This is a genomic window from uncultured Gemmiger sp., assembly GCA_944388105.1.
In the GTDB taxonomy this organism is placed as follows: Bacteria; Bacillota; Clostridia; order Oscillospirales; family Ruminococcaceae; genus Gemmiger.
Genome location: CALXHN010000017.1, coordinates 19,438 through 31,805 on the forward strand (window position 1 = coordinate 19,438; position 12,368 = coordinate 31,805).

Here is a 12,368-nt window from a genome sequence, read left to right on the forward strand (position 1 = left end):
CAAAATCAAAACAAGAGAGCAATCATTTTTCAGGCGGCGGATTCGGCAGTGGCCATGCCCAGGGCGGACATCTGTTCCTCCAGCCATTCCTCGGTGGGAGATTCCCCGAATTTTTCCTGGTAGTCCTCAATCAGATCCTGGCGGATCATCTCCTGCTGGTAGTTGGCCATATCCTCATAGCCGGAGAAGGCGTTTCCGTCATACCAGTAGGACTGGTAAACATTCTCGGCCAGGGCGTCGGCTCCGGCGGTGATCTGCCAGGCGGTCTCCATATCCAGGGAGTAGGTCACGGTGCCGTCGGGCACTTCGTAGGTGTAGGTGTCGAAGCGGTATTCATTGAAGGGCAGGCCGTCCGCCTGACAGGCGTCCACCACCTGGCGGGCCATGGACGCAAATTCCTGGGCGGAGCTGTACCGGCCCTGGTAGACGGTGACGTACAGCTGGGCCCGGTCCCCGGGCTGGACGGTCTCGGTGGCAGGGTTGGTGACCCCGTGGTTGAAGTCCAGCACCACACTCACATCATAGATGTTGTCTCCCAGGCCGGGGGCCGCCCGCAGGGCGGCGGTGGCGTCCGACTGCAGCTCGTCGCCCAGGCGCATTTCGGCCACACGGGCGGAAGGGCCATACTCATTCCACAGCTGCAGCATCACCGAGGAACCCCCTACCCCGAAAAGGATCAGGATGCAGACAAAGATGCTCACCCCGTCATACCGGAGTTGCACGTCGGGGCGGGCGGCATAGATCAGGACCTCGATGCCCAGGGCAATGAGGGCCACGGGCAGCAGGCTGACCACGAACCGCAGGTCCAGGGTGGGCATGAGGGCCCGCAGGATCAGCAGCACACCGGCGGCCACCAGCAGCAGCCCGAAGGTGAAGGTGCCCACCCGACGGACCTTTTTGGGAGGCTGGGGCACCGGATTGGGCGTGGGAGGAACAGTCTGGTGGGTTTCCCCACTGTATTTTTCATCGATCATGATACACCTCGTATTGTAGTAGGGACGGAATCTGCCGGTCCGGGCTCACAGCGGCTGGTCCGGATCGTCGTGGTTTCCACCGGGATAGGGCGGCATGGCGGCGGTATCGCTTTGGGAGGGCGCCGTGCGGTTCAGCAGCCGGATGCCGAAGTAGATCAGTAGACCGGCCACAATGATGGTGGGGAGCTGACCGATGATGTTGTAGTACAGATAGGCCATTCCCACGCTGTCCAGCAGGTCGTAGAGCATGGGGGCGATCCAGCTGTCAAAGAGCACCCACACGCCGCAGGCCACCAGCACCCAGCCGATGATCCGGTTGCCCCGGGGGGTGAAGGCCTTGAACCGGCCCAGGTCGATGCGGTCACCCCAGATGAAATCATCCGGTTTGGGGCTGCCGGACACCAGATACCGGATCAGGTCGTAGGTGTCAAAGAAGGCATACATCCAGATGATGGGGGCAGCCAGCAGCACCGGCGGGATGATGGCTCCAATGCCGGAAGCCACGCAGAACAGGGTGATGAGGGAAAGACCGCGGCGCATATAGCCGTAGTACATCTGCCCTGCACCCGGGATACAGGCAAAGATAAAGGTCAGAAATGCGTTCTTTTTCATGTTCTTCACTCTCCAGTGGCGGCCTCTTGGCCGTGATTTTGCCGGTTATTATCGGAAAGCTGTGCCCAGCCGCTGAGGGCGGTGTCCTGGATGCTGCCCAGCACATTCTGCAGCCCTTCGCTGGCGCCGTCCAGGGCGCTGCCCAGCATCTGACTGATGCTGGTGTTCGGCCGGGATTCCTGTACCTCTTTGGGGGCGGCGGCAGGAGCGGCACCGAACAGGCCGAACCGCCACAAAGCCAGGGCCAGGGCGATGGCGGCCGCCACCGACACATAGCGGTTGGTCATGACCCGGAAGGCGCGCAGCCGCATGAGGGCCTGCACCTGGGGGATCAGGTCCCGCATGGGGGCCGACAGCTGGATGCTTTCCAGCAAAGCGGTGTACCGGGCCAGACACCGGTCACAGAAGGTCAGGTGTTCGGCGGCTTCCAGCCGGCCCAGGTCATCCAGGCGGTCATCCCGCAGGGCTTCCAGACCACTCTGGGTCAGGCAGCCGGCGGTGTCAAACAGGTTGTTGTTGTCAAAATAAGGGGCCATGCTCTCGGTCATGTTACTCCTGCCTCCTTTCGGTGATCTGCTTGCGCAGGATGGCTTTTGCCCGGAACAGCTGATTCTGTACCGTGGCGGGGGGCCGCCCCAACAGCCGTGCGATATCCGCCACCGGCCGTTCTTCCAGAAAATACATTGTGGCCACCCTGCCGTAGGGTTCCCGCAGGGTGCGGACCATCTCATCCAGTTCCTCGGCGCTGCTCTTCTGCAAAAACAGGTCCTGGGGATCCGGGTCGGCGGCGGCCAGCGCACTGCCCGCCGGGGGGGTGCCCCTGGGTTCGGGCAGGCTTTCGTGGTCCTGGGCCTCCACCTTGCGCGCCCAGGCGCTTTTCAGGTGGTCCTTGCACTTGTTGGCCGCCACACGCACCAGCCATTGTTTGTAGTAGGCCGCATCACATCGGTCGATGCTGGTGTAGGCGGAGAGGAAGGTGTCCTGGGTAAGGTCTTCGGCGGTGTGAGGGTCGCGGACAAACTGCAGGCAGACGGTGTAGACCAGTTTCTGATACTGCCGCATCAGCTCGGAAAAATCCTGGTTGTTCATGATGCCGTGCCCCTCACCTCCTTGCTCGAAACGTTTCTATTCTATACTACGAAAAAGGCCCGCGGCATTTTGCAGCGGGTCCTAAAAAATATGTCTTTTTTACAGATCGATTTCCAGGCGGACCGGGCAGTGGTCGCTGCCCATCACGTCGGGCAGGATGTCGGCCACCCGGATCTTGTCCGCAATGCGGTTGGAGACCAGGAAATAGTCAATACGCCATCCCGCGTTCCGTTCCCGGGCGCGGAATCGCATGCTCCACCAGCTGTAGGCCCCGGTCACGTCCGGGTGCAGGTAGCGGAAACTGTCGGTAAAGCCGGCGGCCAGCAGCTCGGTCATCTTGCCCCGCTCCTGGTCGGAGAAGCCCGCCGCGCCCCGGTTGGGGCCGGGGTTCTTCAGGTCGATCTCCTGGTGGGCCACATTCAGGTCCCCGCAGACGATGACCGGTTTTTTGGCGTCCAGGTCCAGCAGGTAGGCGCGCAGGTCGTCCTCCCACTCCATGCGGTAGTCGATGCGGGCCAGCTCGTTCTGGGCGTTGGGCACATACAGGTTGACCAGATAGAAGTTGTCAAATTCCAGGGTGATGGCCCGCCCTTCATGGCTGTGGGCCTCCACCCCGATGCCGTTCCAGGCGTTGAGGGGCTGCAGCCGGGTGTAGATCAGGGTGCCGGAATAGCCCTTCTTCTCGGCGCTGTTGATGTATTCGGTGTAGCCTTCGGGGTCGAAGTCCGCCTGACCGGGCTGCATCTTGGTCTCCTGCAGGCAGACGGCATCGGCGTCAAAGGCGGCAAAGGCGTCGGCAAAGCCCTTTTTCAGGCAGGCCCGCAGGCCGTTGACATTCCAGCTGATGAATCTCTTCATAGTTGTGTCCTTTCAAAATGGTTGTAAATCGTTCAGGCAGTCCTGACCGGCGTGCAGCGCTTTTTCCAGGCGCCGGAGACAAACCGGACCACAAAGCAGGTCACACGGCAGACCCAGTCCACCACCATGGCGATCCAGACGCCCACGGCGCCCATACCCATCTGCACGCACAGCACATAGGAGAAGCCCAGGCGCCAGATCATCATAGACAGGATGGAGGTCATCATGGTGAACTTCACATCGTTGGCGGCGCGCAGGGCGTTGGGCAGCACGAAGCCGGAGGGCCACAGCAGGATACCGCAGCCGGCATGGATCATGACCAGCAGCCAGGCCAGCTGGCGGGTCTCGTCGGACAGGGTGTACAGGCTGAGCAGCTGGGGCAGGAAGATCAGCACCAGGGCATTGGTGGCACCCTGGGCGATATAATCCCACAGCATGAGTTTTTTGGTAAAGTAGCCGGCCTGCTGCAGGTCCCCTGCCCCCACGCACCGGCCCACCACCGTGATCATGGCCAGACCCATGGCCTGCCCCACGATGCAGCCCACATTGTCCAGGTTGTTGGCCACGGCGTTGGCCGAGATATGCACCGTGCCGAAGATGCTGATCATGCTGACCACCACCACACGGCCCAGCTGGAAAAGGCTGTTTTCCATGGCCGAGGGGATGCCGATGTACAGGATGTTGCGGGCCATGGCGGGCTGCAGATGCCGTACGCCGTCCCAGGTGACCCGGGCCGGGTTGTCATGATGGGCAGCGGCCAGATACAGGATGATCACCGCACCCAGGGCGCGGGAGACCAGGGTGGGCACCGCCACGCCCGCCGTGCCCATCCTGAGCACATGGACGCACAGGGCGTTGCCCCCGATGTTGATCAGGTTCATGAAGACGCTGACCTTCATGGAAACGGCGCTGTTGCCGGTGGAGCGGAAGATGGCCGCGCCGGCGTTGTACAGGGCCAGGAAGGGATAGGAAAGCCCGGTGATGGTGAAGTAGATCAGGGCCTCGTGCATGACACTGTCGTCAATGCTGCCGAAGAACAGCCGCAGCATGGGGGCACGGAGCAGCAGGCAGAAAGCCGCCACCGCCACGCCCAGCAGCGCGCTGAGGGTGACCAGCTGTCCGGCGCTGCGGGAGGCTTCCTCCGGTTTGCGGGCGCCCAGGAACTGGCTGGTGACCACGGCGCCGCCGGTGGCCAGTGCCGCAAAGATATTGATGATCAGATTGTTGATCATATCCACCAGAGAGACGCCGGAGATGGCGGCTTCCCCCACGCTGGAGACCATGACCGTATCGGACATGCCCACCAGGATGGCCAATGCCTGTTCAATGACCAGCGGCCAAAGAAGACGGATCAGCTGGCGGTTGGTAAACAATCGTTCTTTTTCCATGAAAACTCCTCTTTTCCTCTATACCGCCCCTCAGTATACCACAAACCGGGACAAAACAAAAGAGACCCGCCGCGGGCCGGCGGCGGGCTGACAAAGATTCTTTATTCGTAGCGCAGGGCTTCGATGGGGTCCAGTTTGGCGGCCTTGTTGGCGGGATAATACCCGAAAAAGACGCCGATGGCCATGCTGAAGCCCACCGCAATGAGGATGGCGGACAGACTGGGTTTGGCCGCAAATCCGATGAGGCTGCTGAGCCACATGCCCAAAGAAACGCCCAGGGCCACCCCGATGGCGCCGCCGATGACGCAGAGCACGATGGATTCGGTGATGAACTGCAGCCGGATGGCCGAGCTGGGGGCGCCCAGGGCTTTGCGGGTACCGATCTCCCGGGTGCGCTCGGTCACCGAGACGGTCATGATGTTCATGACGCCGATGCCGCCCACCAGCAGCGAAATGGCCGCGATGGCGGAGATGCCCAGGGAGATGGTATCCAGCATTTCGGTCATGGATTCCACCAGGCTGGAAATGCTGGTGGCCTGGACGGTCCAGGTATCATTGCGGGTGTAGTAGCTGGCAAAATAGTCCCCCACCACATCCACAAAGTCGGTCACATCCACCCCGCTGGCCGCCACCACCGTCAGGCTCTGGTAGCCTTCGTCCGCCCCGGTGAGGGCGCGGGCGGTCTCCAGAGGGATATAGATGGTGGTCTGGATGGAATCGTCATCCTGGGCGCCCATCAGGCTGGCATACTCGTTTTCCACATACTCGTACACCCCCGCCACATAGAAGGCACAGGGGGACCCGTTCACCGTGAGCACCACCCGGGTGCCCAGGGCGCCGGCGTTGGTGGTGCCGATGGCCTGCTCCACGAATTTTTCCGACACCACGCAGAGATACTTGCCGTCGTCCGCATCGGTGAGCCACCGTCCGGCCAGGATGGGGGTATCCGATTCCAGGGCGTTGAGGGTGGCGGGAGACGCGCCGGTCAGGGTGGCAGAGATGGTGGTGTCCGGGTCGCCGACCTTGTCGATGGTGGCGGTACCCGCTTCCCGGGTCAGTTCCACCCGTTCCACCTTGTCCGGGAAAGTGGCCTCAAACTCCCGGATCATGGCGTCGGTGATCAGGTCATCCCCGCCGGGGGTGCTGTCCATGAACCGGCGCAGGGTCACCCCCGCCGAGGTGCCGCTGGTGTCATCGCTGTCCTTCTGGGTCAGGCTCACCGTGATGTTGGCCACCCCCATGCCGGACATGCTGTCGGTGACGGTGCCGGTCAGGCTGCCGCCCACCGTCTCGATGGCAATGACCGCCGCGATGCCGATGATGATGCCCAGCATGGTGAGCAGGCTGCGCATCTTGTTGCTTTTCAGGCTGGTGAGGGCCATGCTGATGTTTTCGGCAATGTTAGAAAGTCCCATGGGCGCCCTCCCCTCTCTGCTCGGCCACGATGCGCCCGTCCTTCAGGGTCAGCACCCGCTCACATTCCCTGGCCAGGGTCGGGTTGTGGGTGATGAGCACAATGGTCTTATGGTAGCGCCGGTGCATCTCATGGAACAGATCCATGACCACCCGGCTGGTCTCACTGTCCAGGGCGCCGGTGGGCTCGTCCGCCAGGATCAGGGCCGGATTGTTGACCATGGCCCGGGCAATGGCCACCCGCTGCTTCTGCCCGCCGGAAAGCTCGTTGGGCTGGTGGCGCATGCGGTCCCCCATGCCCACCCGGTTCAGCCAGTCCTTGGCCCGCCGGACCCGCTCGCCACCGGGGACCCCGGCATAGAGCATGGGCAGCTCCACGTTTTTCAGGGCGCTCTGCCGGCCGATGAGGTTGTAGGTCTGGAACACAAAGCCGATCTTCCGGTTGCGGATGGCCGCCAGCTGGTTGTCCTTGGCGTCGTGGATGTTCACCCCGTCCAGGACGTAGCTGCCCCGGGTGGGTTTGTCCAGCACCCCGATGATGTTCATGAGGGTGGATTTGCCGGAGCCGGATTCCCCCACGATGGCCACGAACTCTCCGGGATATACCTGCAGGTCGATGCCGTGCAGGATCTCCAGCTCGTTGGGCTGGCCGATGTAATAGCTTTTTCGGATGCCGTGCATCTCGATGAGAGGCCGGCGGGCCGGGGCGGGGGCATGGATGCGGCGGGCAACGGCTGCGGCAAATTCTCTGCTTTCGGCCATGGTCACATTCCTCCCGCCGCGCCGCCGGGAGCGCCGCCACCGCCGGAGGAGGCCTGTGCGCCGCCCGTATCGGTGGGCCGGTCCCCGGCAGGAGCCTGCCCGCCGCCGGGAGTACCGCTGCCGCCCATGGCCTGCATCATCTGCTCCATGGGATCGGTGGTGGTGACGATGCCCTGGGTCAGGTCGGCACTGGAACGGATCACGTCCCCTTCCTGCAGGTCGGCGCCGGAGATGGTGACGTAATAATCATTGGAATCGCCGGTGGTGACGGTGACCTGTTCAAAGGTCATGTCCACGCCCTCGCCGCCGGTCTTGCGCAGCACATACTGGCTGCCGTCCTCAGCAGTGGCCACCGCATCGATGGGCACCACATACACGTCGGTGACCTGGCTCTTGATGATCTCCACCTGGGCCTGGATGCCGATGAGCAGGTCCCCCGCTTCCCCGGTGACCCGCACCTTGGCGCCGAAAGACCCCTGGTCGTTGGCCACAGGGTCGATCTGGGTCAGGGTGCCGGCGATCTCGGTGTCGCCGGTGGCATCGGAGGTGATGAGGCAGGACATGCCGGTTTCCAGACCGGGCACATCATCCGCCGGGATGGTGACCTCCACCACCAGGGCGTCGGTGTCCTGGATGGTGGCCACCGTCCCCGCACACACCGACCCCACGGTGGCATCCAGGGCGGTGATGGTGCCGGACATGGTGGCGGTCAGGGTGCAGTCCGCCAGGGTGTCCTGCAGCGTTTCCAGATTGTCCGGGGTGCGCTTGGCCTGTTCCAGCTTGGTCTGGGCGTCCTCCACCGCCTGGGCCTTGGACTTGATGGTGGAGTAGTTTTTCTCGTTGTCGTAGGCGTCATGGGCGCTCTTGACCTGCTGCTCCGCCGTCTCCACCTGGGTCTCGGCGGTCTTGACGGTGCTCTCGGCCTGGTTGTAGGCGGTCTCGGCGGAGGTCTTGGCCTGTTCCGCCGCATTCACCGCCTGCTCAATGGCCGTGTACCCGTACAGCCCCCGGGAGGTGATGGAACAGTTGTTCTGGGCGGTAAGCAGGTCCTGCTCCGCCTTCTGGGCAGCGCTCTGGGCGCTGACATAGGCTTCATATTCCGGGGAAGCGGTACTGCTGTCCTGGGTGTCCGCCGTTCCTTCGGTGCCCTCCGCAGGCACCGTGGTGGGGTCCGGCTCCTGCTTTACCGCGTTCCAGGCAGCCAGGGCTGCGTTCAGCGCATCGCTGGCGTTGTTGTAGGCGGTGGTATAGCTGTCGATCTGGGCCTTGATGGTGCTGAAATCTGCCGAAATGGAGTTGTACTCGCTCACCGCCGTATCGTAGGCGCTCTTGGCGGCATCCCTCTTGGATTTTGCGTCGGAGAGGGATTGCTCCGCGTCCGCCAGGGACTGGTCCGCCTGGTCGATCTTGGCCTGCAGGTCGATGAGGTTGTTGTCGTGCTGCACCAGGGAGGTATTGTAGTCATCCACCGCCCGGTCATAGCTGGTCTGGGCGGACTGCAGGGTATCGTTGTAGCTCTGCTGGGCGTCCTCGATCTGCTTTTCCAGGTCGGTGGTGTCCAGGGTGGCAATAATATCCCCCTCCTGCACCGTATCCCCCACCTGGGCTTCCACCGTGGCCACTTTGTAGGTCTTGACGCTGTCGGACACGGTCACGTCCGCCTCATCGCCGGAGACCACCGTGCCGCTGACCGTCACCGAGTCATTCAGGCTGCCTTTGGTCAGGGTGGTGGTGCGGATGTACTGGTACTCGGCATCCGCCGCGGCGGGTACCGCCCGCATCCGCCAGGAGATGATGCCGGCTGCGGCCACGATCACCACGGCGGCAATGACCAGCTTTTTGTGCCGGCCCAGCCAGCCGGCCAGACGTGCGGGAAGAGGATGTCCGGCAGGCGGTGCCGGGAGGTTTTCTTCCGCCTCATAGTCCGTATCGCCGACCACTTGCGCCCCCTGTCCGGAGACGGTATCCGGCTGTTCGAGGTCCTGCACCTCCGCAGCCTGGTTCTTTTTGAACGGGTTGAACATGAAGTTTTCCTGCCTCTCTGCAATTCTTATAAGAATGAGATTTCCGTTGATAGCCGTTTTCAGTGTACGGGAAAAATGTGTTGAAAGGGTGCAACGAATGTGAAAAACCTTTCAGATATCCCCTTTTTATACAGCGATATTGGTTCAATTGTATGCTTTTGCAGAAAAAACAGCAAGAAATAATCTGTGAATTCGGGAACAAAACCGGCAAAATTCCGCAAAAGAAAATGCCCGCCGGACAATGCGGCAGGCATTTTTATGCATTGGAGTTTCAGAAAGGTCAGCGTTCCTCACGGAAATAGGCCAGACCCAGGTGAGCCGGGGGCTGGTCCTCCTTCTTGCGGCGCAGGGAGACGGCAATCAGCACCAGAATGGTGACCACATAGGGCACCATCTGCACCAGGTCGGTCATGGCGCTGGACACGGTGATGCCCAGCATGCTGGGCAGGAACTGGTACAGCCAGTACAGGATGCCGAAGAGGTAGGCGCCCCAGATGGCATTGAGGGGTTTCCAGGTGGTGAAGATGACCAGGGCCAGGGCCAGCCAGCCCAGGGCTTCGATCTGGCCGGTGGTGGCCCAGATGCCCTGGTTGTAGTCCAGCACATAGTACAGGCCGCCCACCCCGCAGATGGCAGCGCCGATGCAGGTGGCCAGGTACTTGTACCGGGTGACGTTGATGCCGGCGGCGTCGGCGGTGGCGGGGTTTTCACCCACAGCCCGCAGGTTCAGCCCCACGCGGGTGCGGTTGAAGAACCAGTGCAGCGCGATGGCCAGCACGATGGCCGCGTAGGCCAGGAAACCGTAGGAGAACACCGTCTGGCCCAGCACGCCCATCTGGGAGAGCACCGGGATCTTGGCGGCGAAGGCCTTGTTGGCGATGGGAGCGGCGCTGTAGGTGGCACCGTCCAGGATGAAGACGCCGAAGAAGTTGGCCACGCCCATACCGAAGGTGGTCAGGGCCAGACCGGTCACGTTCTGGTTGGCCCGCAGGCTGATGGTCAGGAAGGCGTAGATCAGACCGCCCAGAGCCGAGGCCACCAGGGCGCAGACCAGGGCGATGAGAACGCTGAGGGCAGGAATGGGGTTGGCCACGCTGTTTTCATAATAATATGCGCTGGCAAAGCCGGCAAAGCCGCCCAGATACATGATACCGGGCACACCCAGGTTCAGGTTGCCGGACTTTTCGGTGATGGTTTCGCCCATGGCACCGTACATGATGATGGTGCCGAAGGGGATCGCGCGCATGATCCATGCAATCAGACTGCTCATTCGCCCTTCACCTCCTTGTGATGGCCGCGCCAGATCAGGCGGTAGTTGATAAAGAACTCGCTGCCCAGAATGAAGAAGAGGATGATGCCGGTGATGATATCGGCGGCATATTCATTCAGGCTGTAGGCCGAGGCGATCTCGGAAGCACCGCGCTCCAGAAAGACCAGCAGGAAGGAGATCAGTGCCATGTAGAAGGTGTTGAACTTGGCCAGCCAGGCCACGATGATGGCGGTGAAGCCGTTGCCCCCCGCCGAGTTGGTGGAGATGGTCTGGTCCTTGCCGGCCACGATGAGGAAGCCGGTCAGGCCGCAGATGGCGCCGCTGATGATCATGGTGCGCACCATGACCCGGCGGACGTTGATGCCGGCATAGCGGGCGGTGTTCTCGCTCTCGCCCACCACGGCGATCTCATAGCCATGCTTGGAGTATTTCAGGTACGCATACATGGCGAAGGTCAGAACCAGCACCACGATGATGTTGATGGTGTACCGCTGCCCGAAGAGGATGGGCAGCCAGCCGGCCTTGGTGGCCTTGTTCAGGGTGCCCAGGCTGGAGGCCTGACCGCGCATGATGTTGGTCATACAGGCCACGATGCTGGTGGCCACATAGTTCATCATCAGGGTGAACAGGGTCTCGTTGGTGTTCCAGCGGGCCTTGAACCAGGCGGGCACAAAGCCCCACAGGGCACCGGCAGCCAGACTGCCCAGCACCATGGCCGCAAACAGGGCGGGGGCCGGCAGGCTGTTGCCGAAGTAGACCATGATCAGGGCGGTGGCAAGGCCGCCCACCAGGACCTGGCCTTCGGCGCCGATGTTCCAGAAGCGCATCTTGAAGGCGGGGGCCAGCGCGATGCCGATGCACAGCAGGGTGGACAGATCCCGCATGGCCCAGGAGAAACGGACGGTGGTGGAGAAGGTGCCGCCCCACATGACCACATAGACGTTGATGGGGTTCAGGCCGGTGACGAAGAAGATGAACAGAGCATCCACCACCAAAGCCAGCAGGATGGCGGCGGCACGCACCGCGATCTTACGGCTGAGGGGGGCGGCTTCCCGTCGGGCAATGCGCACCAGCGGTTCGGCCGTATGAGTAGTTTGGGCTGCCATCAGGCGCGCACCTCCTTTTTATTCTGCAGGTCGGTCATACGCAGGCCGACTTCCTCCTTGGTGGTGGTACGGGCGTCCAGAATGCCGTTTGCCTTGCCGCCGCACAGAACCAGGATGCGGTCACACAGTTCCAGCAGCACGTCCAGGTCCTCGCCCACATAAATGACGGCCACACCCTTTTTCTTCTGCTCATTGAGCAGGTGGTAGATGGTGTAGGAGGTGTTGATATCCAGCCCGCGCACGGCGTAGGCGGTCATGAGTACGATGGGAGAGGCGGCCAGTTCCCGGCCCACCAGGACCTTCTGCACGTTGCCGCCGGACAGCTGGGAGACGGGGGTGTTCAGGCCGGGGGTAACCACGCCCAGCTCTTCCCGCACTTCCTCGGCCAGTTCCCGGGGGGTCTTGCGGTCCACGATGGGAGAATGGCCCTTGCCGTAGCTCTTGAGCATCATGTTGTCGGTCATGCCCATGGAGCCCACCAGGCCCATGCCCAGACGGTCCTCCGGCACGAAGGAGAGGTGGATGCCGGCATCCCGGATATCCTTGGGCGTCTTGCCGATGAGGGAGGTGGGCTTGTCCTCCGCCCCGGGGGCGAAGAACTGGATCTGGGCGCCGCCGTCCGCCCGCTGCAGGCCGGCGATGGCTTCCAGCAGTTCCTTCTGGCCGTTGCCGGAAATGCCCGCAATGCCCAGGATCTCGCCGCCGTAGGCGTCAAAGCTCACATCGTCCAGCACCCGGCCGCCTTCGGGACCGGTGACGCTCAGGTGATGCACCGACAGCCGCCGCACCGGGTTGACCGGCAGGGGGCGCTCGATGTCCAGCTCCACCTTCTTGCCCACCATCATCTCGGTGAGCATGGCCTCGTTGGCGTC

At 62.5% G+C, this 12,368-nt stretch carries 12 protein-coding genes; all 12 read right to left on the minus strand.

The features are described from left to right. Window positions 1-29: 29 nt before the first annotated feature. Window positions 30-974, minus strand: coding sequence for a hypothetical protein (locus tag Q0K17_RS03640; RefSeq protein ID WP_294540057.1), 945 nt, complete (start codon window positions 972-974; stop codon window positions 30-32). Between the two features lie 45 nt (window positions 975-1,019). Further along, on the minus strand, window positions 1,020-1,586 hold the full coding sequence (locus Q0K17_RS03645) for a hypothetical protein (protein WP_294540059.1): 567 nt from the start codon (window positions 1,584-1,586) through the stop codon (window positions 1,020-1,022). Window positions 1,587-1,591: 5 nt separating this feature from the next. Continuing rightward, entirely contained in the window at window positions 1,592-2,134 is a 543-nt protein-coding gene (locus Q0K17_RS03650) for a hypothetical protein (protein ID WP_294540061.1), read from the minus strand. A 1-nt stretch (window position 2,135) separates the two neighbouring features. Further along, entirely contained in the window at window positions 2,136-2,675 is a 540-nt protein-coding gene (locus Q0K17_RS03655; protein WP_294540063.1) for a sigma-70 family RNA polymerase sigma factor, read from the minus strand. 99 nt (window positions 2,676-2,774) lie between these two features. Further along, the gene (locus Q0K17_RS03660) at window positions 2,775-3,533 is read right to left on the minus strand and encodes an exodeoxyribonuclease III (protein ID WP_294540065.1); all 759 of its coding nucleotides are present in this window, start codon (window positions 3,531-3,533) and stop codon (window positions 2,775-2,777) included. A gap of 32 nt (window positions 3,534-3,565) precedes the next feature. Further along, complete coding sequence (locus Q0K17_RS03665; protein WP_294540067.1) at window positions 3,566-4,921, minus strand: MATE family efflux transporter; 1,356 nt, start codon at window positions 4,919-4,921, stop codon at window positions 3,566-3,568. Between the two features lie 101 nt (window positions 4,922-5,022). Next, window positions 5,023-6,336, minus strand: a complete 1,314-nt coding sequence (locus tag Q0K17_RS03670; RefSeq protein WP_294540069.1) for an ABC transporter permease — start codon at window positions 6,334-6,336, stop codon at window positions 5,023-5,025. Beyond that, the gene (locus tag Q0K17_RS03675; protein ID WP_294540079.1) at window positions 6,323-7,015 is read right to left on the minus strand and encodes an ABC transporter ATP-binding protein; all 693 of its coding nucleotides are present in this window, start codon (window positions 7,013-7,015) and stop codon (window positions 6,323-6,325) included. The genes Q0K17_RS03670 and Q0K17_RS03675 overlap by 14 nt, the downstream gene beginning before the upstream one ends. A gap of 83 nt (window positions 7,016-7,098) precedes the next feature. Continuing rightward, entirely contained in the window at window positions 7,099-9,120 is a 2,022-nt protein-coding gene (locus Q0K17_RS03680; protein ID WP_294540071.1) for an efflux RND transporter periplasmic adaptor subunit, read from the minus strand. A 280-nt stretch (window positions 9,121-9,400) separates the two neighbouring features. Further along, entirely contained in the window at window positions 9,401-10,390 is a 990-nt protein-coding gene (locus tag Q0K17_RS03685) for an ABC transporter permease (RefSeq protein WP_294540073.1), read from the minus strand. Then, window positions 10,387-11,496: an ABC transporter permease gene (locus Q0K17_RS03690; protein ID WP_294540075.1), complete on the minus strand. Its 1,110-nt coding sequence runs from the start codon at window positions 11,494-11,496 to the stop codon at window positions 10,387-10,389. The genes Q0K17_RS03685 and Q0K17_RS03690 overlap by 4 nt, the downstream gene beginning before the upstream one ends. Further along, the coding region (locus Q0K17_RS03695; protein WP_294540077.1) for an ATP-binding cassette domain-containing protein at window positions 11,496-12,368 on the minus strand (873 nt) is incomplete at its 5' end. The genes Q0K17_RS03690 and Q0K17_RS03695, both read right to left, overlap by 1 nt.

Bases quoted from the DNA above. Each gene is read 5' to 3' on its own strand.
- Q0K17_RS03690 (WP_294540075.1), bottom strand. From the start codon at position 11,496: ATGGCAGCCCAAACTACTCATACGGCCGAACCGCTGGTGCGCATTGCC.
- Q0K17_RS03675 (WP_294540079.1), bottom strand. From the start codon at position 7,015: ATGCACGGCATCCGAAAAAGCTATTACATCGGCCAGCCCAACGAGCTG.
- Q0K17_RS03685 (WP_294540073.1), bottom strand. From the start codon at position 10,390: ATGAGCAGTCTGATTGCATGGATCATGCGCGCGATCCCCTTCGGCACC.
- Q0K17_RS03650 (WP_294540061.1), bottom strand. From the start codon at position 2,134: ATGACCGAGAGCATGGCCCCTTATTTTGACAACAACAACCTGTTTGAC.
- Q0K17_RS03665 (WP_294540067.1), bottom strand. From the start codon at position 4,921: ATGGAAAAAGAACGATTGTTTACCAACCGCCAGCTGATCCGTCTTCTT.
- Q0K17_RS03640 (WP_294540057.1), bottom strand. From the start codon at position 974: ATGATCGATGAAAAATACAGTGGGGAAACCCACCAGACTGTTCCTCCC.
- Q0K17_RS03680 (WP_294540071.1), bottom strand. From the start codon at position 9,120: ATGTTCAACCCGTTCAAAAAGAACCAGGCTGCGGAGGTGCAGGACCTC.
- Q0K17_RS03670 (WP_294540069.1), bottom strand. From the start codon at position 6,336: ATGGGACTTTCTAACATTGCCGAAAACATCAGCATGGCCCTCACCAGC.
- Q0K17_RS03660 (WP_294540065.1), bottom strand. From the start codon at position 3,533: ATGAAGAGATTCATCAGCTGGAATGTCAACGGCCTGCGGGCCTGCCTG.
- Q0K17_RS03655 (WP_294540063.1), bottom strand. From the start codon at position 2,675: ATGAACAACCAGGATTTTTCCGAGCTGATGCGGCAGTATCAGAAACTG.
- Q0K17_RS03645 (WP_294540059.1), bottom strand. From the start codon at position 1,586: ATGAAAAAGAACGCATTTCTGACCTTTATCTTTGCCTGTATCCCGGGT.